Source organism: Cyclobacterium lianum, assembly GCF_900143075.1.
Classification (GTDB): Bacteria; Bacteroidota; Bacteroidia; order Cytophagales; family Cyclobacteriaceae; genus Cyclobacterium; species Cyclobacterium lianum.
The window spans coordinates 23,787-45,126 of the sequence record NZ_FRCY01000007.1 but is presented as its reverse complement, the minus strand read 5'-3'; the positions used below and the strand labels follow the sequence as shown (position 1 = coordinate 45,126).

24 protein-coding genes are annotated in these 21,340 nt (G+C 43.5%); 19 read left to right on the top strand and 5 right to left on the bottom strand.

Annotated features, from left to right (window positions below; all coding sequences use genetic code 11):
* Positions 1-82: 82 nt before the first annotated feature.
* From BUB19_RS12800 to BUB19_RS12725, 16 genes are all read left to right on the top strand, one after another.
* Positions 83-520 carry a hypothetical protein gene (locus tag BUB19_RS12800; RefSeq protein WP_073095126.1) on the top strand — a complete coding sequence of 146 codons (438 nt, stop codon included), beginning with the start codon at positions 83-85 and terminating at the stop codon, positions 518-520.
* 36 nt (positions 521-556) lie between these two features.
* On the top strand, positions 557-1,243 hold the full coding sequence (locus BUB19_RS12795; RefSeq protein WP_073094960.1) for a DUF2231 domain-containing protein: 687 nt from the start codon (positions 557-559) through the stop codon (positions 1,241-1,243).
* Between the two features lie 10 nt (positions 1,244-1,253).
* A complete protein-coding gene (locus BUB19_RS12790) occupies positions 1,254-3,608 on the top strand; it encodes a multicopper oxidase domain-containing protein (protein WP_073095124.1) in 2,355 nt (784 codons plus the stop codon).
* A 10-nt stretch (positions 3,609-3,618) separates the two neighbouring features.
* The gene (locus tag BUB19_RS12785; RefSeq protein ID WP_073094959.1) at positions 3,619-4,932 is read left to right on the top strand and encodes an APC family permease; all 1,314 of its coding nucleotides are present in this window, start codon (positions 3,619-3,621) and stop codon (positions 4,930-4,932) included.
* Entirely contained in the window at positions 4,929-5,642 is a 714-nt protein-coding gene (locus tag BUB19_RS12780; RefSeq protein WP_073094958.1) for a PepSY domain-containing protein, read from the top strand. Before BUB19_RS12785 ends, BUB19_RS12780 begins: the two co-directional genes overlap by 4 nt.
* Positions 5,639-6,223: a DUF2911 domain-containing protein gene (locus BUB19_RS12775; RefSeq protein WP_245802847.1), complete on the top strand. Its 585-nt coding sequence runs from the start codon at positions 5,639-5,641 to the stop codon at positions 6,221-6,223. The genes BUB19_RS12780 and BUB19_RS12775 overlap by 4 nt, the downstream gene beginning before the upstream one ends.
* An 18-nt stretch (positions 6,224-6,241) precedes the next feature.
* The gene (locus tag BUB19_RS12770; protein ID WP_073094957.1) at positions 6,242-8,296 is read left to right on the top strand and encodes a copper-translocating P-type ATPase; all 2,055 of its coding nucleotides are present in this window, start codon (positions 6,242-6,244) and stop codon (positions 8,294-8,296) included.
* 124 nt (positions 8,297-8,420) lie between these two features.
* Positions 8,421-9,218, top strand: a complete 798-nt coding sequence (locus BUB19_RS12765) for an RteC domain-containing protein (RefSeq protein WP_073094956.1) — start codon at positions 8,421-8,423, stop codon at positions 9,216-9,218.
* Between the two features lie 89 nt (positions 9,219-9,307).
* The gene (locus BUB19_RS12760; RefSeq protein ID WP_073094955.1) at positions 9,308-9,589 is read left to right on the top strand and encodes a helix-turn-helix domain-containing protein; all 282 of its coding nucleotides are present in this window, start codon (positions 9,308-9,310) and stop codon (positions 9,587-9,589) included.
* Between the two features lie 15 nt (positions 9,590-9,604).
* Entirely contained in the window at positions 9,605-10,366 is a 762-nt protein-coding gene (locus tag BUB19_RS12755) for a hypothetical protein (RefSeq protein WP_073094954.1), read from the top strand.
* Positions 10,350-11,012 carry an AAA family ATPase gene (locus BUB19_RS12750; RefSeq protein ID WP_073094953.1) on the top strand — a complete coding sequence of 221 codons (663 nt, stop codon included), beginning with the start codon at positions 10,350-10,352 and terminating at the stop codon, positions 11,010-11,012. The genes BUB19_RS12755 and BUB19_RS12750 overlap by 17 nt, the downstream gene beginning before the upstream one ends.
* A gap of 56 nt (positions 11,013-11,068) precedes the next feature.
* The gene (locus BUB19_RS12745) at positions 11,069-11,293 is read left to right on the top strand and encodes a helix-turn-helix transcriptional regulator (protein WP_317041589.1); all 225 of its coding nucleotides are present in this window, start codon (positions 11,069-11,071) and stop codon (positions 11,291-11,293) included.
* Entirely contained in the window at positions 11,290-12,576 is a 1,287-nt protein-coding gene (locus tag BUB19_RS12740) for a DNA methyltransferase (RefSeq protein ID WP_073094952.1), read from the top strand. Before BUB19_RS12745 ends, BUB19_RS12740 begins: the two co-directional genes overlap by 4 nt.
* A 1-nt stretch (position 12,577) precedes the next feature.
* Complete coding sequence (locus BUB19_RS12735) at positions 12,578-14,782, top strand: sensor histidine kinase (RefSeq protein WP_073094951.1); 2,205 nt, start codon at positions 12,578-12,580, stop codon at positions 14,780-14,782.
* A 1-nt stretch (position 14,783) separates the two neighbouring features.
* Positions 14,784-16,034 (top strand): hypothetical protein, encoded by a 1,251-nt coding sequence (locus BUB19_RS12730; protein ID WP_073094950.1) that lies wholly within the window; start codon positions 14,784-14,786, stop codon positions 16,032-16,034.
* 7 nt (positions 16,035-16,041) lie between these two features.
* Positions 16,042-16,716 (top strand): HNH endonuclease signature motif containing protein, encoded by a 675-nt coding sequence (locus tag BUB19_RS12725; protein WP_073094949.1) that lies wholly within the window; start codon positions 16,042-16,044, stop codon positions 16,714-16,716.
* Between the two features lie 268 nt (positions 16,717-16,984).
* On the opposite strand, the gene BUB19_RS12720 is transcribed toward BUB19_RS12725, so the two are convergent.
* Both BUB19_RS12720 and BUB19_RS24190 read right to left on the bottom strand, forming a co-directional pair.
* Entirely contained in the window at positions 16,985-17,212 is a 228-nt protein-coding gene (locus BUB19_RS12720) for a hypothetical protein (protein ID WP_143156026.1), read from the bottom strand.
* A gap of 149 nt (positions 17,213-17,361) precedes the next feature.
* Positions 17,362-17,529, bottom strand: coding sequence for a hypothetical protein (locus tag BUB19_RS24190; RefSeq protein ID WP_178371493.1), 168 nt, complete (start codon positions 17,527-17,529; stop codon positions 17,362-17,364).
* A 20-nt stretch (positions 17,530-17,549) separates the two neighbouring features.
* Here BUB19_RS24190 and BUB19_RS12715 point away from each other — a divergent pair, with 20 nt between their 5' ends.
* Together BUB19_RS12715 and BUB19_RS12705 are read left to right on the top strand one after the other, a co-directional pair.
* Positions 17,550-18,167: a hypothetical protein gene (locus BUB19_RS12715; RefSeq protein WP_073094947.1), complete on the top strand. Its 618-nt coding sequence runs from the start codon at positions 17,550-17,552 to the stop codon at positions 18,165-18,167.
* 623 nt (positions 18,168-18,790) lie between these two features.
* Positions 18,791-19,213, top strand: coding sequence for a DUF6943 family protein (locus BUB19_RS12705; RefSeq protein WP_073094945.1), 423 nt, complete (start codon positions 18,791-18,793; stop codon positions 19,211-19,213).
* 265 nt (positions 19,214-19,478) lie between these two features.
* On the opposite strand, the gene BUB19_RS12695 is transcribed toward BUB19_RS12705, so the two are convergent.
* Genes BUB19_RS12695 through BUB19_RS12685 form a run of 3 tightly spaced genes read right to left on the bottom strand, consistent with a single transcriptional unit; the run spans position 19,479 to position 20,898 of the window.
* Positions 19,479-19,709, bottom strand: coding sequence for a hypothetical protein (locus BUB19_RS12695; protein ID WP_073094943.1), 231 nt, complete (start codon positions 19,707-19,709; stop codon positions 19,479-19,481).
* The gene (locus tag BUB19_RS12690; protein ID WP_073094942.1) at positions 19,706-20,113 is read right to left on the bottom strand and encodes a DUF5675 family protein; all 408 of its coding nucleotides are present in this window, start codon (positions 20,111-20,113) and stop codon (positions 19,706-19,708) included. Before BUB19_RS12690 ends, BUB19_RS12695 begins: the two co-directional genes overlap by 4 nt.
* Before the next feature lie 11 nt (positions 20,114-20,124).
* On the bottom strand, positions 20,125-20,898 hold the full coding sequence (locus BUB19_RS12685) for a hypothetical protein (protein WP_073094941.1): 774 nt from the start codon (positions 20,896-20,898) through the stop codon (positions 20,125-20,127).
* 191 nt (positions 20,899-21,089) lie between these two features.
* On the opposite strand from BUB19_RS12685, the gene BUB19_RS12680 reads away from it, so the two are divergent.
* The gene (locus BUB19_RS12680) at positions 21,090-21,290 is read left to right on the top strand and encodes a hypothetical protein (protein WP_229712704.1); all 201 of its coding nucleotides are present in this window, start codon (positions 21,090-21,092) and stop codon (positions 21,288-21,290) included.
* The last annotated feature ends 50 nt before the right edge of the window (positions 21,291-21,340 follow it).

Genomic DNA, 21,340 nt, shown 5'->3' with positions numbered 1-21,340 from the left:
CTGTTGGAGAGTGGCCCTTGTGTAGGTTGTCATGCATACAATCTTGCCGCCACTCTTCCATCAGGCACCAAACGGAAAAGTCATGAAGAAGAAAAGCAACAAGGACAACCCTAAGACATCTACCCGGAATCTGGTCTATGCCTACCTGACCATTGCGGCATTAGTAGTGACAGCCACAGCATTGGTGTACTGGATTAACTATCAGCAGCTAAAGCCTTCTGTCAGCTATATCCAGGATGAATTTGAGCGACCCGTTGAACCAAGCCTGGTATGCATGGTGAATGACGCCTACATGGGCAAGCCGCAAATCCCGGTACCGGTCAATGGCAAAACCTATTATGGTTGCTGTGAAATGTGCGTGGATAAGCTTAACAACCTGGAAAGCGCAAGGATCGCGATTGACCCCTATAGTGGTAATCCTGTAGATAAATCAGAAGCATTTATAGTAGTGACTAACCAACAAGGTGCAGTTGCCTACTTTGAATCAGAGGCCAATTACAACGCATTAAAGAAAAACTAAAAACAATCCTGTAACCCCAAATCTATGAAATTGACAATGAAAAACATTCTAAAAGCAGTTGTATTGGTACTTTTCACTTCAGCAACCGCATTGGCCCATGACGGCCACAAAAGCAAACAAGACAGCACCGCCCAACAAGCGGATACTGTGATGACCACCCCCACCAGCGAGGCAGATCAAAGTGAACATGAACATACCAGTGAGGCAGTGAGCCACGATGCGCATGAGAAAGATGCACACCACGAAAAAAAGGTCACGGCTGATTTGGCAGATTTCCCCACAATCCATCCACTGATTGTCCATTTCGCTATCGTATTACTGATTGTGGGGGCCATTCTGGCGGTCGTCAACATCTATTTCATCAAAAAGGAATTGGCGTGGACAGCCTTTGCCCTGGTGCTGGTAGGTTTTGTAGCTGCGTACTTGGCCGGCAGAAACTTCCATCCGCATACGCACGGCCTCACTGAACATGCCAGGCTCGTATTGGAACAACACGACTTCTGGGCTGACTGGACGATCAATCTTGGGTTTATCGGCCTGCTATTGCAAGGAATCAACCTATTCATTTTCAAATCGAAAAGGTGGGCAATGGCTATTGTGGCAGTGGTGTTATTGGGTGCAGCTTATGCTGTGGCACAGGCAGGACATTACGGAGCACAATTAGTACACATAGAAGGTGTAGGACCGCAAGGTGATTTTTTGGAACTGGAGCATGAACATTAAACATCAGATAATGAAAAAATTCCCTAATATAATTGTAGCAATTTTCGCATTTGCCTTGTCTTTTTTATTATCAGGGCTAACTAATGCGCAAAACCTCACTCAAAAATCAGTCGAAGGCAACACTGATAATCTTCCTGTAAGAGAGTACGCCATTTCCATAAATGAGCTGGCAGTGAACAGGGCAGGCAAGGAAGTAATGGGAATGGCCATTAATGGCAGTATCCCGGGACCCACACTTACTTTTACTGAAGGTGAATTTGCCGTAATCTACGTAAAAAACGAAATGGATGAAGAGACATCCATTCACTGGCACGGATTGCTGTTGCCCAATTTTTATGACGGGGTCCCTTACCTTACCACTCCGCCCATCGCTCCTGGGGAAACACAGAAGTACGAATTTCCCCTGAAACAAGCCGGTACCTATTGGTATCATTCACATACCATGCTGCAAGAGCAGAGTGGTGTTTTTGGCTCTATCGTCATCCATCCTAGAAAAGAAAACCTGGCCTATGACAAAGAGCTCGTTATAATACTTTCGGACTGGACGAATGAAAAGCCTATGAACGTACTCCGTTTTCTGAAACGAGGAACCGAATGGTACAACTGGCGAAAAGGTACGGCCACACCCCTCAACCGCGTTATTGCCAGAGGTGCAATGGGAGCACAGTTAAATTTCTGGAGGCAGAGAATGGAAAGTGCAGACATTGCCGATATATATTACCCGGCCTTTTTAGTTAATGGTGAACAAGTTCAGGAATATTCCAATTTCAAACCCGGAGAAAAGGTTAGGCTTAGAATTATTAACGGGGCAGCTTCTACCTCGTTTTGGATGACGTTTGGTGGTGAAATGCCGACCTTAGTTGCGGCCGATGGACTAAATGTTGAGCCGGTCAAGCGCAATAAAACATTTATTGCCATTGCGGAGACCTACGATTTTATTGTAAGTATTCCGGAAAGTGGAAAGATGGAATTTCGGGCCACCGCTCAGGATGGTTCGGGAACAGCCTCTGCTTTTTTGGGCCAAGGTGAAGTTTTAGCAGCCGAAGATGTTCCCCGCCCTGATAAAATAGGGATGATGATGCAAATGGCAAAAATGGACATGCGCATGGGGGCTCCTGCCCTAAAATTTAATCCTAAAAAGGACGATCCCCAAAAAATGATGGAGAACTGGGGAATGCAAATGAAAGGCGACAAAAACCCGGATAATGATATGCCGGGTATGAATATGGCCGGAAATAAGGAAGAGGTCTCCCAAATGGATCATTCCTCAATGGATATGTCTGATGATAAAAACTCCAAAATGGATCCGCCAAGTGCTCCCATGGCTGAAATGCCCGGGATGGAAAACATGGACATGTTTTCAGAATTCAATTACAATTATCTGAAATCACCTGAAAAAACGGTTTATGGTAAGGATGTTCCAGTCAATGAAATCCTCCTCAATCTTACTGGGAATATGAACCGCTACATCTGGAGCATGAATGGTATTCCCCTATCTGAAACCGATAAAATAAAAATCAAAGAGGGGCAAATTACCCGAATCACCCTTAACAACCTGACGATGATGCACCATCCCATGCACCTGCATGGTCATTTTTTCCGTGTCATCAACGAAAGCGGTGATTACTCACCCCTGAAGCACACGGTGAATGTGCCCCCCATGCAAAAAGTAACCATTGAGTTTTACGGGAACGAATATGGGGATTGGTTCTTTCATTGTCATATTCTCTATCATATGATGGGTGGTATGGCACGGGTAGTCAGCTATGATACACCGGAAGACCCTAGAATGAAACCCTTTCCAATTTCCAAACTGATTCACGAAACCAACCGCTTCTATAGTTGGGGAATGGCAGATGTTGCCTCACATAATACAACAGTCAATCTGACCACTTCAAACATTCGCAATCAATTCAATTTATCAATGGAATACGGATGGAATCAGAACCTGGAAGCTGAATTTTCTTATGAGTATTATCTGTACGATTATTTGAGGGTTTTTGGAGGTATTAATGTTGAGAATACCACCAGGAATAGTTTGGATGATATGAAGACAATTGCCGTGGCTGGTATCCGGTGGTTTACACCTTATATGTTCAATGTTGACCTAAGGATAGATAATGAGCTTCGGCCTAGAATTGGAATCGGTCGATCGCTGATGATATTTCCGAAGTTATCAATTTTTGGCTATTACGAATATCAAATTGATGCAGGATTGGTAAACGGTCTGGAGGCCGGCCAAAATTACAAAGAAGAAATTGTATGGAGTGCCGGTGCACAATACATGCTTTCTAAGAATTTTTCACTGATGACAAGCTATGACAACCGCTTCGGAGCAGGGGGCGGATTATCTGTCATGTTTTAATTAGGAAGTTATGGAAGAAAGTTATAAAAAAGGAAGTTTAAGTTTATTAGGATCAATTGCTTTAGGCACTGGTGTAATGATCGGTGCAGGAATCTTTGCATTATTGGGCCAGGTGGCTGAACTGTCAGGGACCTGGTTTCCTTACATTTTCGTTTTGGGAGCTCTCATTTCAGCATTTAGTGCTTACTCCTACATCAAAGTTTCAAATACGTATCCTTCGGCTGGGGGGATAGCCATGATTTTGAAAAAAGCTTATGGTAAATCAACAATAACAGCTTCTGCATCATTATTAATGGCACTATCCATGGTAATCAACGAAAGCCTGGTTGCCAGAACTTTTGGCTCTTATACCCTACAACTGTTCGAAGTTGAAAACAAGGAACTTTGGATTCCCATATTGGGTGTTGCTCTTTTGGTTAGCGCTTTTTTGATTAACATATCTGGCAACAAGCTGATAGGAAAGTCATCACAGTTCATGTCATTTATCAAAATTATCGGAATTCTGATTTTTGCCATAGGAGCTCTCTGGGCAGTGGGTTTTTCTCTGGAAGGGTTGATACCAAAAGCCATCAAAAACACTGATTATTCAGCAACCAGTTATATTGGGGCTTTAGCACTTTCCATTTTGGCCTACAAAGGATTCACTACAATAACTAATAGTGGTGGCGAAATTACAGAACCTCAAAAAAATGTTGGCCTGTCTATTATTATTTCTTTGTTGATATGCACAGTGGTGTATTTTCTGGTTGCTTTCGCTGTAAACTCAAGCCTTACAATCTCTGAAATTATTCAAGCCAAAGATTACTCCCTTGCTGAAGCTGCCAGACCTGCTTTTGGAGATTTTGGTCTTCATTTTACTGTTGCTATTGCCATAATAGCTACTATTTCGGGAGTGATTGCCAGCATTTTTGCAGTCTCTCGTATGACGGCTATGCTTACAGATATGGAACTTATTCCACATAGTCATTTGGGCATGTCAGGCCGAATACAGAAGCATATGTTGGTGTATGTGGTGTTTATCGCTATCATCCTGACTATTTTCTTTGATCTGTCCAGAATTGCTTCCATAGGAGCCATTTTTTATTTGGTGATGGACATCATTATTCATTGGGGTGTATATAAGTATTTGAGGAAAGAGGTGAAAGCCAATGGAACAATTGTACTCACAGCGATGGTGTTGGATTTCATCGTATTGGCAGCTTTCTTATGGATCAAGGCATCATCTGACCTTTTGGTTCTTATTGTTTCTGCATCTGTGATGCTAATAGTTTTTGCAGGTGAAAAATGGTTCTTAAGTCGAGCAGATAAATCTACCCAAAAATGAAACGAAACAGAAACTACTACATCCGAAAAACACACCGGTATCTGGGGATTTTTATAGGCATTCAGTTTATTGGGTGGACGGTCAGCGGCCTCTATTTCAGTTGGACGGATATTGACGAAATCCATGGAGACCAGTTCCACCATGAGCATGTCACGACCCATTCACCCCGGAACCTGATCAGTCCGGCACAATTGGATTCAACGATTGGTATTTCATCCCTTGAGCTTCGCTACATCAATCACCAACCGCATTATTGGGTCAACGATAGTCTGCTTTACAATGCCCTGACCGGGCAAATCAAAAAGGGCATAACCGAAACGGAGGCGGCCGAAATCGCACAGAACCATCTCGTAAAAAACCTGGAAATCCTGAAAACAGAATGGATTACTGAAACCGACAACCATCATGAATACCGTGGCAGGCCGCTACCAGCCTGGGCTGTCCACTTTGATCATCCCGAAAAACTGGTAGCGTACATTGATGCCTCCAATGGCCGCTTTGAGCGGGTAAGGCACAACAGTTGGCGTTGGTTCGATTTTCTCTGGATGTTTCACACCATGGATTATGCCGGGCGGGACAACTTTAACAATTGGCTGCTCAGGGCATTTTCAGTCTTTGGCCTTTTTACAGTGCTTTCAGGCTTTACACTTTACGCAGTATCCTCTAAAACTTTCTTAAAAACCACTTCAAAACTTAAAAAGAATAAATGATGAAAAAACTGATTTACACTCTTGCGCTGGCATTGCTGATCGCATCTTGCCAAAACAAAAAAAGCGGTCACGATGGTCACGAACACCATCAGCCTGAAGCTGCATCCGCCACACAACCCGATAATTCAAAAAAGAGTATCCCTCAAGAAGCGCATGGCAATGTAGGTGATGCCCATATTTCTGTGTATTACCATTCCCCAGCAGTTCGGGACAGGGTTATCTGGGGAGGTTTGGTACCATATGGCGAAGTTTGGGTAACAGGTGCCCACAGTGCCACAAGCGTGGAGTTTTCCAAAGCAATCGAGATAGAAGGTACGACCATCCCCAAAGGCAAATATGCCTTCTTTACCATTCCCAAGCAGGAACGCTGGACATTGATCCTGAACAAAAACTGGGAGCAGCACCTGGCTGATGATTACGATCAGGCAGAGGATGTCATCAGGATAGAAGTAACTCCTGAAACAGGAATGCCCCTTGCCGAGCGGCTTACTTATACCATTGAAGACAAAAGAGAGGGTTCGGGCGCTATCCGCATGTCATGGGAAAAGCTAAGTGTTTCCCTTCCATTTAAAACAGATTAACCACTAAAATTTTTACTCATGGAAAAGCATAATCACGAACATCACAAGCATCATACACACGAGGATCACCAAAGGAACCAATCATCAGATCATCAAACCATCAGCAAATCAGACCATCAGCAAGGACACCACGACCATCATGCCATGATGATCGAAGATTTCAAAAAGCGTTTTTGGATATCTCTGGTGCTCACTGTGCCAATCCTTGCATTGTCTCACATGATCCAACAATTACTGGGATTTGAGCTGACCTTTTTTGGTGATCAGTACGTCCTTTTTGGGCTTTCCACTATTGTCTTCTTTTATGGGGGCTGGCCTTTTCTCAAAGGACTTTGGGACGAGCTGAAAGACAAAAACCCCGGCATGATGACCTTGATTGCAGTGGCCATAACCGTGGCTTACGTGTACAGCTCGGCCGTGGTGTTTGGTTTGGAAGGGATGGACTTCTTCTGGGAGCTGGTCACACTGATTGTCATCATGCTGCTGGGGCACTGGATCGAAATGAAATCGGTAATGGGAGCATCAAGGGCACTTGAATTGCTGGTGCAAATGATGCCTTCCGAAGCGCACCTGGTACATGGAGACCAAATCAAGGACATCAAAGTGGATGAACTGAAAAAAGAAGACATCATCCTAATAAAAGCCAATGAGAAAATACCTGCGGACGGCACAGTGGTGGATGGAGAAAGTCATCTGGACGAAAGCATGCTCACCGGTGAAAGCAAGCCGGTGAAAAAATCCAAAGGAGACCAGGTAATTGGCGGATCGGTGAATGGCAGTCAATCCATCAAGGTAAAGGTGTCCAAAACCGGCAAAGAGAGCTACCTAAACAAAGTGATCACCTTGGTGGAAGAGGCTCAGAAAGCCAAATCCAAAACCCAAAATCTGGCCAACATTGCCGCTAGATGGCTCACGTTCATTGCCATTGGTGCCGGCACGATTACACTAGTAACCTGGATCAGTCTGGGCAAACCGTTGGACTTTGCCCTGGAGCGGATGGTGACCGTCATGGTCATTTCATGTCCACACGCACTGGGTTTGGCTATTCCACTCGTGGTAGCCATTTCTACGGCTGTTTCCGCAAGCAAAGGCTTGCTGATCCGTAACCGTACCGCTTTTGAAAATGCCAGGAAGATTACCGCAATGGTATTTGACAAAACCGGGACACTGACCGAAGGAAAGTTTGGGGTTTCCCGCCATGAGAGTCTGTCGGATGACATAGCCAAAGAGGAGCTTTTGTCATTTGTCGCTTCGCTAGAACAGCAATCGGAGCATCCCATAGCGCAGGGAATTGTGAAAGCAGCGAAAGAGGCAAAACTAAAACTGAAAAAGGTAGAAAATTTTGAATCGCTGACGGCCAAGGGTATTCAGGGCAAGATCGATGGGAAAAGCTGGAAGGTGGTCAGCCCAAGGTACCTGAAGGAAAACAAAATAGAGATACCAGAAAAAGCTGGCTCTGATGCAGCTGAAACCATAGTGTTTGCCCTCAGGGAAGAAAAACTTATTGGGTTCATTGCCCTGTCGGATAAGATCAGGGAAGAAAGCTCCAAGGCCATCGAAACGCTTCGGGAAAAAGGTATGAAACTGTATATGGCCACTGGTGACAATGAGAAAACGGCCAAAGCAGTAAGCGATAAACTTGGGCTGGATGGCTACTATAGCGAGGTGCTTCCACACCAAAAAGTAGAGATTATCAAGAAGCTTCAGAAGGAAGGCCACTTTGTGGCTATGACGGGTGATGGGGTAAATGATGCCCCTGCATTGGCACAAGCCAATGTGGGCATTGCTGTAGGTTCCGGTACCGATGTGGCTGCCGAGACAGCCGATATCATATTGGTCAACAGCAACCCAAAAGACATTGCCAACCTGGTACTGTTTGGCAGGGCCACTTACAACAAAATGATCCAGAACCTCGCTTGGGCTACCGGCTACAACGCGATTGCATTGCCGCTGGCCACAGGCTTTATTCCAGGTCTGGTGATCAGTCCTGCAATAGGTGCAGTATTCATGAGCCTGAGTACGGTCATTGTGGCCATTAATGCGCAATTGCTGAAAAGGAAGATGATAAGCTGAGGCCATACCCCCTTCCGCTGTGGAAGGGGATTTTATTAAGATACTATGCGAAATAAGAAACTTTCTATAATTCAAATTTGGAGGAGTATTTATTAAATATGAAGAATTAGAGGATAAGCTTCGAATGATTGATCTGGAAGAGGACAGCATTCTCAAAAAATCAGAGCAAAGCTTTCAAATAGCCCTTCAGGCAATTAATCAGTTGAGAGATGATTTGAAGGGTGATCGATTGCGTTTACAAGGCGATGAAATCTACTTTTTCAAAGAAATTAAGCCAAAATTCGTTAGCAGGCTCATTTACCATCTCAGCGTATTCAATATAGAGACGAATAAGCCACATGGCGGCATCAAGGTCAGAAGAAAGTATTATCAAAATGAGCTTGACAAACTCAAACGGTATTTCGATAACAACCTGGAATTTTATCGCTATTATCGAACCAATAGCAATTACCTCGACCACAAATATTTTGTCCGGGGCAAACAGGATATCAGGTTAACCCTTGATTCTTTCTTTTTCGAGACAGATCCCAATTTCTCCACCAGCCACGATTTCAAGGTTTCTAACATTCTCGCAAATGACTTGCTCAATGTCTATCTGGAAGATGAGTTGAACAAGCTGAGCTTGACAGATTTAAACAACGGAAAATCACAAGTCGAACCGAAGGTGAAAATAACATGGACAGACTCCAAAGTAGCGTTGATTGAGCTGATGTACGCCCTCCATGCCCGTGGGGTTTTTAACCATGGCAGAGCAGACTTGAAAGAAATTTCCAAATGTATGGAAGACACATTTGGAGTAGATTTAGGACAATACCACCGCACATTCCTCGAAATACGTATCAGAAAGACAGGAAGGACGAAATTCCTCGATTCCCTGCATGAAAGCCTTATCCGCAGAATGGATGAAGCTGATGAGAAATAGAATAAAATCTTTCCCAACTTCGGTTTGCCTTGTGAATAAAACCCACTAAACGGGAACATCTTCGCTGTTCAATCAACATTTGTTAAGATATGGCAGCAGAAGTAATTACCACGGACGACCTTCGTGAGTTCAAGATCGAACTCCTGGAAGATCTCAAAAGGCTACTCAAAGAACATTCCGGGCAGCCAACCAAGAAATGGCTGAAATCCTATGAAGTCCGCAAGCTCCTTGGTATTTCACCCGGCACCTTGCAGAACCTGCGGGTGAACGGCACATTGCCTTTTACCAAGATCGGGGGCGTAATCTACTATGACTATACCGACATTCAGTCCATGCTCCAGTCCAATAAGTTTCAGAACCGCTTGAGGTAAAGCACATGGCCGGGCATGAACTACATCAGGCACCTTTCCGCAGCGTTCCAGCAGATGGATGCAGATACCAGGCTCACGCCCTACCATATCAGTCTGTATATGGCCTTGTTCAGGCGGTGGAACCTCAACTTTTTCAAGAACCCGATATCCGTGTCGCGGGACGAGTTGATGAGGTTGTCAAAAATCGGTTCGGTGAACACCTACACCAAGTGCCTGAAACAGTTGGATCAATTCGGGTATATCCGTTATGAACCGTCATACAATCCGCATCGGGGCAGCCTCATTTACCTGTACAGTTTTGATAAAGGTGATGATAAGGGTACTGATACAGGCAGTGAAATAGCTGTGAGACCTTATACAAACAATACAAACCCTTTAAACTATGAAAACGAAACAAACTTGGGTAAGCGAGCTAAAAATTTTGAGACAAGTTCAAATGATTCGGAAATGAAGAAAGAGAAAAGTTCCGCTAAAAGAGAAAGAATGACCGGCTATGGCCCGGACATTCCACCTCTGGAAGAACATGTCAAAATCTACTTTGATGAAAAAGGATATCCTTCATTGGAGGCCGAGAAGTTCTACAACTACTTTCAGAGCAATGGCTGGCTGGTAGGTGGCCGTTCCAAAATGAAAGACTGGAAAGCAGCCGCCCGCAACTGGATGCTGAACGCTCAAAAATTCAATGCCTATGCAAAAGATCAGCGAAACCATCAGCCACGTCCTAAACCCGGAAACCTCCACTCAGGAACCGGCAAAGACTATGGCGAGCCACTCTAAGTATTGCTCAGAGAGTGTTCAAAGCAACATCATCCAATTCGACAAATGCCTTGAATTTCTGGAGAAAGCAGGCAAGGCCTACACCAGTCCAAAATTCCGGATATGGAAGGAAGACCACTTGATTATATTCAAACTTCTGGTCTACTTCTACCAGGACAAACCCAATGCTGAAAAGCACGGCATTGACTTACACAAAGGCATCCTGCTGACCGGTCCGGTCGGTTGTGGCAAAACCTCCCTGATGACCCTGCTTCGCTTCATGCTCGCACCCAAAGAACAGTACATTATCAAATCCGCTCGTGACATCACCCTGGAATTCATACAGGACGGCTATCCAGTTATCAACAAATATTCTAAGTCAGCTTTTCAGCAAACAAGCGGAGAGCTGATCCCTAAAGCCTATTGTTTTGATGACTTGGGCGTGGAATCCAACATCAAGTATTATGGAAATGAAACAAATGTGATGGCCGAGATTCTTTTGAGTCGCTACGACATGTTCATTAGCCGGCACATGATCACACACGCCACCACCAACCTTTCTGCCAGCGAAATTGAAAACTGCTATGGAAATCGGGTTAGAAGCAGATTAAGGGAGATGATGAACGTGATTGCTTTTGAGAAGGAAGCGAAGGATAAGAGGGTGTGAGCAGATTATTTGGCATTTACTTGGCGGTTTCATTTAACTCAATATATTTGCATGAGATGCTAATCAATATGAGCAAAATAGCAATAAATCGTCTTAAAGTAGTTTTAGCAGAGCTAAACCGAACAAACAAGTGGCTGTCAGAGCAGTTGGGCAAAAGTGAATCCACAGTATCCCGTTGGTGTACCAATGAGATTCAGCCCTCTCTCGAAACCCTTCATCAGGTTGCTAAAGTACTCAACGTTGATATCCGTGACTTATTAAATCCAACGAAACGAAAATGACTACTGCCATACATAATCCTATCACAGATATTAGACGAAAGTTCCAGGAAATCCCTGTTAGCCCAGAATGGTGCTTCAAAAACGTGCGTTCAACTGAACAGTGGACACATGGGTATCATCGATACCCTGCAAAATTTCTACCGAATCTGGTGAAAAAGCTTATAGAGGATTACACAGATCAGAATGATTTGGTTGCGGATCTCTTTGCAGGATGCGGAACCACTCTTGTAGAAGCCAAAGTTCATGGCCGGGCTTCTATTGGAGTAGATATTAACCCTGTAGCCATTTTGATTACTCAGGCAAAGACGACTCCTATACACCCTGATGAGCTACAACGTACAACCCAAAAAGTCTTCAATAAAATCGAGAAATTCAGTGGCTTTGAATCGAAAACTCTCAAGCTTCATGAAAGAATCGATTATTGGTTTTTTCCCGAACACAAGCAAAAGATAGCATTCTTATATCAACAAGTATTAGAAGAGCAAAATACATCAATCAGAGACTTCTTTCTTGTAGCTCTGTCAAACATCCTAAAGAATTGTTCAAAATGGTTACAATCAAGCACTAAGCCCCAAGTTGACCCTAAAAAGAGTCCTGTTGATCCGTTCAAAGCATTTCGCATCCAGGTTAATCAAATGGCCAGGAAGAATAAAGAGTTCTATGAACAGCTTGAGACCAGCCATTTTATCACGACAAAATGTGAAATAAAACTTGAAGATGCTAGAAATACGAGCATACCTTCAAACAGTGTTGGAGCAATTATTACTTCTCCCCCATATGTCACCTCCTACGAGTACGCTGATATCCATCAACTCACGGGATATTGGTATGAATATATAACAGATCTGTACGGATTTAGAAAGGGGTTCATCGGAACTTTTTATTCTCTGAATCAAGAGACTAGTACACCATCATTTATAGGACAGGAAATAGTTAATAATCTGCTTGAAATGGACAAGCGCACAGCAAAAGAAGTTGCTAATTATTTTAACGATATGCTTTCAGTAGGAAAGGAAATGTTCCGGGTACTACGGGCTGGAGGTCACGCTTGTATTGTGATCGGTAATACGACATTGATGGATGTGAAAATTAAATCATCTGAAGTCTTTGCAGAAATCCTCACCATGCAAGGTTTTGAGATTGTAGATATCATTAAGCGCTCTATTCCAAACAAATTGATCCCTACAATACGAGATAAAAAGTCTGGTAGATTTTCAAAGTTGGATAATAAGAATAGCAAACTGGTTTATCCTGAGGAGTACATTTTAATAGCAAGAAAGTAATATGGCAATAATAAAGTCAGGTGAGACCCCATTTCAGGCGTATGCCCGTCTGATTAGCGTATTAGGTGACCAGCTTATCAGTGATAAATGGGTAGGAGTAATTGAATTGGTGAAGAACAGCTACGATGCTGATGCAGAGAAAGTAATTGTAAGATTTTTGAATTTTGACAATCCTAGTGCTTCTGCAAAGCCAACAATAGAAATTGAGGATGACGGACATGGTATGAATATCGATACCATACTGGATGTCTGGATGAAGCCAGCTACACCAAACAAACTCAACAAAAAAAAGGCTGGTGACAAAAGATTCACTGAAAAGGGCCGGGTAATGCAAGGGGATAAAGGAGTTGGTCGCTTTGCGATTTATAAGCTTGGGGATTATGTTGAGGTTTACAGTAAGACTAAATCAACTGGTGAAGTAAAATTGACATTGGACTTTCATGATTATGCAGATGATGAGTTCAAGGAAAGTGAACATCAAGACAAGTATTTACATGAGATTTTGAATAAATGGGAAGTCAACGATAAGCCTGAAAAAATCATTAATGCTAAAGAACAAGGTACACTTATCAGAATCTCTGATATTAGGAGTGATTGGAAGTTTGAGGATTTAATAAAACTAGATAAGGCTTTTTTCAGAATGAAACCGCCTAAGCTACCTGGGCTAAGCATTCCAGAAGACTTCCAATATGAAGTTATCTGGGATCACCGGAAACCGCCAAAAACTTATAAAAGGTTTGATGAAATTTCTGATTTGGCACCTTATTATTTTGAAGGAATGCTTGATAGCCATGGCAATTTAGATGCAATCTATACGCATAACAAATCGACAGTTAATATCCAATTTAATCTATTTGAAGATGAATTGGACATTATATCATCTGGAATAAGGAGCTTAAAAGCCTATAGAGATCAATTTCTCAAATACGATAAGAAGGAAATCGTAGAAATCCGTAAGCCGGAAATTGGTGGTTTTATGTTTTTCTTCTATGCCTATGATTTACGTGATCCAGCATTGACAAAAGACGAGATTGAGTTTCTGAAGGAAACTTCAGTTTACTTATATCGAGACAATATTAGGGTATATCCTTACGGTGAGATTGGTGATGATTGGCTCAAGCTAAGTAAATCAAGGGGAGAGTTGAAGGCAGGTGATTATTTTACATATAATGATCTTCTTGGTTTTGTTTTTATTACTCAAGATGAGAACCCAAAACTCCGTGATGCAGCTGACAGAGAAGGTTTGATGAATATCAATGGAGCTAAGGACGACTTTATAGCACTAGTTCAGACCGTTCTAAAAGTCATGAAAACAAAGGTCGACATTGACCGCAAAAAGGAGGAATTAAAAAATCAGAAGGCAATAAAATCCCTCAGCAAATCTTATGAAGAAAGTTACAACACCCTTCAAAAGAAACTGCTAGAATATGATGATGCAGAATTAATTGACCGCTCTAAGAAATTCTTCAATGCCACCAACAATCTGATACAAAAGGTTCGTGAGGACTTGAAAATCACCCAAGAATTGGCCGGTACCGGCATGGCTGTCGAAAAGGCAACCCACGATACCATGTCACTCTTGAAAAGGTTGAAAGTCAATACTGAAGATTTTGTCAATCGCTTTGATAAAGGGAAAATACAATCCAAGGAACTCAGGGATTTTTTAGTAGAGCTTCAGGAAAACTTAGAGTTTCTGTACCAGGAGTTGCAGGTACTCCAGCCACTGTTTCGGGTGGCCAGAAAAGTAACCAAGGATGTAAGCGTCCGAAATGTTACCGAGAGGGTTATCAAATATTTCAGGAAAGAGCTTGAAGGAAAGATCAAGGTGAATCTAGATTCCAATAAGGACATAGTGGTAAAGACGAATACAGGACTAATTCTTCAAGTCATCCTCAACCTCATGGATAACTCCATTTATTGGCTGGAGCAATTATCAGATAAGGACAAACAGATTAGTATTGTTTTTAATGAAGATGATAACACTGTAATTTTTGCCGATACTGGCCCTGGCATTCCAGAGGATATAGAAGATCTGATATTCACAGAATTTTATACAAAGAAATCTGAAGGCAGGGGATTGGGCCTATACATCGTCAAAGAGTTACTTGATAGGATTGATGCTGAAATTTCCCTCATAACCAACCCCAATTTAAGAATTCTAAAGGGAGCCAATTTCATCATTAAGTTTAAAAAAGAAGAAAAGTAGCATGGAAGGAGTTGTTTTATTTGCTGACGATCATATCTACTCAGAAAACCGCCCTGAGAGAGCTTTATTTGAATCTTTACGGTCGGATCTTCCGGTGCTAGGTGTTCAATCATTAGAGCTTGCCAGCAAGGCAGTCCAATCAATTGGCACCTTTAGCGCAGTTGTTTTAGATTGGCAATATTCCCAAGATGATAGTTTTGAGGACATTGCCGAGGAATTAGGGGCTGGAAAAATATCAATTACAACTGCACAAAAAGAAGATGCTGCATACGACTTTCTTTTAACCAACAATTTTTATTCACTCATTTATATCTTCTCAGAAAAGGATATAGAAGAAACCTACGGTCAGGCTCTTCGTGAGAAATTTGGCAATAGGATTATTATCGAAAAGAAGGATGAGAATTTCACTACGGATAGAGTGTCTGAATTCAAAAAGAAAATATTGCAAGGCATTGATGAATGGAAGGAATCTAATAAAAATCTATCCTTACCTCTTAAATGGACAGTTGCAATTAATGAATCAATCCAGCAAATATTCAAAGAGCTTTCCGAGGCTGAAAAGGATTGGATATTAGAAATTTATAAATCAGCGCAAGGTGACGGAGTTGATCCTGAACTTTTTGTCATAGAACTTTTACAGTTGATACTCTCTGAGTCCTTGGTTCAAAACGCAGGTTTAATTGAAGCATTAAAAAATGAAGGTGATCGACAAATTGAAACAAATGACTCGGATGACAAGAAAAAGTCATTATCTAAACTGTTCAGCCGACTACACTACTCTGAACTTAAACCTGACGCTCCATTGATGACAGGAGATATTTGTGAAATAGAGGACAATGTGTTTGGCATAATAATTACCCCAGAATGTGACATAAAAAAAGTAAAGACCAACAAGGAATTGAGCTTCGATCTTTTAAAGTTTTCCCACAACTCACTTGAAGAGATACTTAAGCTGGATCACGTGAGGAAAAATAAAAAGAGTATTTTCTTTCAGGTCATGCAAAGTCTTCACTTTTTTCCTTCTCTGCCTCTATTATCAGATGATCTTAATAAGGGTTGTGTCATTGATTTTACAACCGATTCTATCAAGATCAATTCGAAAACCCTTCAGGAACGAATAAAAATTAGACCAAGAAAATTCAAGGTAAATTCTCCTTTCATTCAACAGCTTAGGCAACGATACATCTCACACCTTGGAAGGGTGGGTACGCCCGCTGTTCATACATTGGTGAGAGATTGGAATATAAATTGAATTCGTTATGACCAAAACTCGAAAATCCATACCCCAAAAAACTAAAGCTCTTTTACAACAAGAGATTAACTCCCAGTGTCCAATCTGTGATGATTCAAATGTTGACCATTTTGAAATTCATCACATTGACGAAAATCCTGAAAACAATGCTTCTGAAAACCTTTTGATGCTTTGCCCGATTTGCCATTCTAAGGTTACAAAAGGTGACATTGGTGAGGAGGAGGTGAGACAAATCAAGACCTATCTGATGATTAAGGCTAAAAGCAAATCCAATGCAAAGACATCAAATATCATCAATATCAAAGGCAATGTGGCTAATTCTACAGTGGCCAATTCGATCAGTGCACAGACAATTGTCTATAAATCCCGAAGCAAACCAAAGATGGAATTCGCTGATGGCGCCATTGGTAAAAAAGCGGAATTGAAAAACTATGTCAAGCATTTGATTGATCGATATAACGAATACAAGGAAGGCGATGTTGGCAAATCCAAAATGAATTATACTGCCATTTGGGGCATCATCAAAAAGGAATTCAAGGCAAGTGCTTATCAGATCCCCGAAACACAATTTGAGTCGTTATGTATATTCCTTCAAAAACGTATTGACAATACAAAACAAGGGAGGATCAATAGAGGGAAAGGACACAAAAATTACTCAAGGTTCGATGATATTTACGGGTGAACCTCCCCACACCCTTGTGCCTCCAGCCTGTTCGTTTCGCTTCGCTGCACTCACAAGCTTCCAGCACCGCACAGCAAGAGTAGCCCGTTACTCCGTTCCGTTGCACTGCACTCCATACCGTGCCACACTTGCCTTTCCCAACGCTCAAACCCCACGCAGGAAAAGCGGTGTTCGTCTTTCGCCCTCGGCATAGCATCATGCCAGGCCACCACAGCCCATTTTTTGAAAGTGTTTGTCTTTTATTGGTCAAAAAATAAGCTGTGTTGCCTTACGGTCTCCGCTGAAGCTCCGAGCCTGTCATGCTGCTTGCAACTCGGTTGTCATCCTCACGGCAGCCTACTCTGTCTGCTCTTGCCTCTTCTCTGCTCTCCGCTATCGCTTCGTTCCGCTCAGCCGCAACGCATCCACCGGCTGCCCGTGTTTTTGCTCGCCTGCGGGTCGCTGCGGGCTGCAGGCTGTCATGCTTTTTGCACCAACGCTTGGTATCCCACCACACAGGCAATCGCTTATACCTTCCCAACGCTCAAAGCAAAAAATCACGCCAGCTCTTGTGTAGTTCCGTTCCATTCCGGGCTTTTGTCGAAAGTCAAAATACAAAAGCCCTGCATTCCACTACACACATAGCCATCCCCCGCTGTTCGTTCCTCACAGCTTTCCGGTCTGGCCCCCTTGCTCCACTCGCAGGACGGCTCGCAAGCCTCCGTTCGTTCCTCTCTCCGGCTGGCTTGGCCGTTCGTCCATTACGCTGCGCTCCACAGCCTCCGGCCAGCCGTTTTTGGTTTTCCTGCGTTCCCGCACTAAATTAAATCCCACAGTTAACCATTGCCACAGGTATGAATTGTAGAGCAAGAAAAAGAAAGGAAGAGCTCAACCGAAAATTTTATATTCAACCCGTTAACTACTTGAAACTTCTTAATGGTCAACACAAACAAGGCTGTTGCGGGTCTTTGGATGATAAATACTACATCTTTTCATATAGACCCAGGGGAGATTATGACGCTCAATCGAAATATTTTTTTGTCGGTACTCATTGTGCCAACGAATTTCTTAATATTATCAAACATGACCCCCTTCCACTTTTTAATCCTTTGATACATGAACAGGGGAATCATGTACCCGGGGATGGGAATTCTTCCGCATCCAAAGACAAAGCACCAATTCATCCCTTCAATCGGGAGCTACTTACCGCAATTAATATGCTTTGTATTTCATGGGATATTATTCCAGAGTCAGGACTCGAAAGCATCATCAAATTCACCAATAATAAGTCAACTGATCCTAATCTCAATGGTATTGAGTGGTTTAATGGAATAGTAGGGAAGGATAGACATAAACGTTCCTTAAGAACAATGATAGACCAGCTCAGAGAGAACAATGAATTAAAGAATTTGAAGTTTGATGAATTGAACAACTACCTGAATGAAAGAAATATTGAAAATAACATCAATTAGAGCGGGTTCAAAATAACCAAAACATAAAGCAAAGTTACAGGCATGCGGATGTGAGAGCTTGCAAGGGTCCGCTTCGCCTGTTTCAAAAAAAATCTCCACCCTTCAGGTAGTATTTTTTTTCACAGCCCTTGCCGCAATCACACCGTTCCTGTGATGAAGGGCATTATGTTTAAGTTATTATTTAGAGTCCGTTGCGGCAGCCGGTGGTTGCTGGCGGGCGTTCGCACCTCAGGTCGTCCGTTCCATGCAGGCGTTCAGCATTGTGGTATCACAGATTATACGCTTCGCTTTCTATGGTTCGAGTTGTGCCTTTCAGAGCTTCCCTTTTAGGGGGGCTCTTTTTTTTTTTTCTGGTGTCGGACAAAGAAGAACAAAACAAAGAGTGCAGCTAAGTTAGGCGGGCCCCGCAAGGCCATCCCCAATCAGTACCGTCAAGGTCAAGCCCTACGGGTTTTTGAAAAAATCTCCACCCTACGGGTAGTATTTTTCCAAAAAACCTTGACTGCCCTGTCCATGCCCACCTGACCAAAGGCTTTCTCTTTTCTTTTTTTTCCTTTTTTCTTTTCTCTTTTGAAATGTGTGCGAAGCGAAGCGCAGCGAGCAAAACTTTAAATGCTCATACTATGCACACTTTTCAGATCAAAACTTATCGAGAAGGCTTCACCAGCTCTAAACCTCATTTCTTCATTCTTTCCAAAGGGCTGAATGCGGGAAAGCCGCTCGAAACCCCTTGTCCCAATTGCTTCGCCATCACCACAGAATCGGAGGAGGCAAGGAACTTTTATTTCTGGCTCTCTTACGGTCTTTGGCAGGCACAGGCGTTCACGCCACACCTGACCGGTTCTGTTGTCCCATTCATCAGGATAGGTGACGCCAGGGCGGTATTGCTGGCAGGGCAGGAAAAAGCCATGAAAGACCGTAGGAAGTACCTAAAGTCATTGGCACTTCTTCAGGACTTTGAGCAGAAAGCCAAGATCCTGCAAAAGCAGGTAGAGCTTGTGAAACAGGTAAAGAGGGCCATTATGTTTCAGATACTTTTGGAATGAAAAAAGGCCCCACGAGAAGGCCTTTTCATTGAGAGGAACACAAACTTTCCCGACTTGCGGGAATTACATCACCTTCGGAGGTGGATGTTTTCTTTTGAACCATTGGAGTAACAACTTTAGCAGGATGGACACGGTAAAGCTCACTAACGCTCCGACAGCAGCTAATATGCAGGTATGGAGGATGTCCCCGGAATTTATGTTCGCCAAGACGCTTAGCAACGTGCCTCCAACAGTTCCTGCTCTCGTGCCTCCTCCGCTTACCAGATTAGCCATCTTTCCTGTTCGCTTTTGCGCTATCCTCTACGGTCACCTGACTGACTGCAGTCAGTACGGCTCCACCTACTGTGAGGTAGCCGCCCAGGGCAATAATACCGGCCGGTAAACTGATCGGTGCAGCCAGCAATGCGCCACCAGCTGCCGCCAGTGAAAAACCTATCGTGCGGAGCACTCTGAAAAACTTTGGGGTTGGGGCTTTTGCCCTTTCTATGATCGTCATACGTTATTTGCTTTTTGAATAATAAGAAATACACTTTCGCCTCTTTCCATGGCCTCAAACACAAGTGTTTTCAACCTGGAATCGGCTACTCTGGATTGCGTCCCTTTACCTGGACCAGTCACCTTTGAAACCGGGGCTATACAGCCCTTCAGTTCCTTCAGGGCGTCATTGGCCGGGTGGAACAGGATACCACTCCTGTTAGGGACGTTTTTCACCAGCAGGTGCCAACCCCGTTTGTCGGTATATCGCTTGACCAGCTCATACCTTCCTTCCGGGATGCAGGATACCATTCGCTGATTTTCCCTCCAGGGAAGCTCGATGGTGGAGCAGATTTGCTGCCCCCCATCGCATAGGCTACCGTTCGTTCCTTCCGGATGATGGTCTCTTCTCAGAATCAATTCCATCCGAACCAGAATTAGGTCTGTTGAGCGGCAGGAGCACCATCAATAGCCACCAACGCCAAGGCGTTGTAAGAACCATTTTTCAGCGGATAGAAGCTCCCATTCACTTCCTGATAGAACTCAACTCCAAAGGCTAGCAAAAGCGGTTTGGTGCTGTTTGCTGGCAACCCATTGGTCAGGTTTATGGCCACTTCGGCCTGTGGGCCAATCGCAATCTCACCGCTATCGGAAGTCACCAAAGTGAAATCATCCTCCTCAAAATCAATCTCCGCACCAGCAGAAACGAATTTCAGGTGCGTAGCACCCTGAGGAGCAGCGATGGTATTTTGGGGTACAAAGCCAGGCACATTGACCACAGCTTCACCTGTGGCCCTGTCAATGCTCGCATCGAAAGGCGCATACATGGTAGCTCCAAGGCGACCGTTTGCATTGAACTCAAAGCCCTTTAGAAGCTCCAGCTCGCCATCGAGAACATTCCGTTCTCCCCTGACACTGGTTGCATCCGCTTTGATGACCTTCACCATTTCCCTGGTCAGCCTGGAGGTCAATCGGCTGTCAGAGGTTCGCAGAAGAAGCGGCCTGAAGGCCGTTCTCAAAGTCCGTCCGGCTGCACCTGCACGGCCAAACTCAGCACCGTTTTCACGGGTTCTCTGAAAAGCCGGATCGTTCTGGATCCGGTCTTTGTCCACCCCGCCCTTTTCCCGGGCTAGGTAGCCATCTTTCGTTTTGTAAAAGGACATGTCACCGACCTTGCCCTTCAACTTGATAATCCCAGCTTGTCTTGCCATATCATTTGAAATTTTGATTCGTTGCTTCGTTGCAACTCTTCGAAAATCCGATAATTACGTAAGGCAGACAAAAGACTGGTTCCGGTTAGGAACATTGAATACCGTTTATTCCGATTGGTTCAAAATGAACTGCCAATGGCATTTCATATATTTACAGTATACAAAAGGCATAGATGAAGCATAGATAAAGTATGATCGAAACCAAAAGAGCCTGTATCTATCCAAAAGATGTACAGCGGATTACTGGTAAGAGTGAACGATACGGAAGGAAACTGTTGAAGAAGATCAGGGAGGAGCTCGCTAAAGACCCACACCAGTTTGTGAGTGTGGATGAGTTTTGCGAGTTCACCGGATTGTCAGCGACCATCGTTGAGCGCTACATCACCGATTGACCTGGCATAATAAGGCAGTCAAACGGCACTAAAATATATGACCCGTTACC

Excerpts from the sequence above, each read along its gene's own strand:
- BUB19_RS12690 (WP_073094942.1), bottom strand. The coding sequence starts at position 20,113 with ATGGAATTGATTCTGAGAAGAGACCATCATCCGGAAGGAACGAACGGT.
- BUB19_RS12680 (WP_229712704.1), top strand. The coding sequence starts at position 21,090 with ATGATCGAAACCAAAAGAGCCTGTATCTATCCAAAAGATGTACAGCGG.
- BUB19_RS12760 (WP_073094955.1), top strand. The coding sequence starts at position 9,308 with ATGGCAGCAGAAGTAATTACCACGGACGACCTTCGTGAGTTCAAGATC.
- BUB19_RS12740 (WP_073094952.1), top strand. The coding sequence starts at position 11,290 with ATGACTACTGCCATACATAATCCTATCACAGATATTAGACGAAAGTTC.
- BUB19_RS12785 (WP_073094959.1), top strand. The coding sequence starts at position 3,619 with ATGGAAGAAAGTTATAAAAAAGGAAGTTTAAGTTTATTAGGATCAATT.
- BUB19_RS12715 (WP_073094947.1), top strand. The coding sequence starts at position 17,550 with ATGAATTGTAGAGCAAGAAAAAGAAAGGAAGAGCTCAACCGAAAATTT.
- BUB19_RS12755 (WP_073094954.1), top strand. The coding sequence starts at position 9,605 with ATGAACTACATCAGGCACCTTTCCGCAGCGTTCCAGCAGATGGATGCA.
- BUB19_RS12780 (WP_073094958.1), top strand. The coding sequence starts at position 4,929 with ATGAAACGAAACAGAAACTACTACATCCGAAAAACACACCGGTATCTG.
- BUB19_RS12795 (WP_073094960.1), top strand. The coding sequence starts at position 557 with ATGAAAAACATTCTAAAAGCAGTTGTATTGGTACTTTTCACTTCAGCA.
- BUB19_RS12750 (WP_073094953.1), top strand. The coding sequence starts at position 10,350 with ATGGCGAGCCACTCTAAGTATTGCTCAGAGAGTGTTCAAAGCAACATC.
- BUB19_RS12695 (WP_073094943.1), bottom strand. The coding sequence starts at position 19,709 with ATGACGATCATAGAAAGGGCAAAAGCCCCAACCCCAAAGTTTTTCAGA.
- BUB19_RS12800 (WP_073095126.1), top strand. The coding sequence starts at position 83 with ATGAAGAAGAAAAGCAACAAGGACAACCCTAAGACATCTACCCGGAAT.
- BUB19_RS12685 (WP_073094941.1), bottom strand. The coding sequence starts at position 20,898 with ATGGCAAGACAAGCTGGGATTATCAAGTTGAAGGGCAAGGTCGGTGAC.
- BUB19_RS12705 (WP_073094945.1), top strand. The coding sequence starts at position 18,791 with ATGCACACTTTTCAGATCAAAACTTATCGAGAAGGCTTCACCAGCTCT.
- BUB19_RS12765 (WP_073094956.1), top strand. The coding sequence starts at position 8,421 with ATGATTGATCTGGAAGAGGACAGCATTCTCAAAAAATCAGAGCAAAGC.
- BUB19_RS12725 (WP_073094949.1), top strand. The coding sequence starts at position 16,042 with ATGACCAAAACTCGAAAATCCATACCCCAAAAAACTAAAGCTCTTTTA.
- BUB19_RS12770 (WP_073094957.1), top strand. The coding sequence starts at position 6,242 with ATGGAAAAGCATAATCACGAACATCACAAGCATCATACACACGAGGAT.
- BUB19_RS12735 (WP_073094951.1), top strand. The coding sequence starts at position 12,578 with ATGGCAATAATAAAGTCAGGTGAGACCCCATTTCAGGCGTATGCCCGT.
- BUB19_RS12790 (WP_073095124.1), top strand. The coding sequence starts at position 1,254 with ATGAAAAAATTCCCTAATATAATTGTAGCAATTTTCGCATTTGCCTTG.
- BUB19_RS12730 (WP_073094950.1), top strand. The coding sequence starts at position 14,784 with ATGGAAGGAGTTGTTTTATTTGCTGACGATCATATCTACTCAGAAAAC.
- BUB19_RS12745 (WP_317041589.1), top strand. The coding sequence starts at position 11,069 with ATGCTAATCAATATGAGCAAAATAGCAATAAATCGTCTTAAAGTAGTT.
- BUB19_RS12775 (WP_245802847.1), top strand. The coding sequence starts at position 5,639 with ATGATGAAAAAACTGATTTACACTCTTGCGCTGGCATTGCTGATCGCA.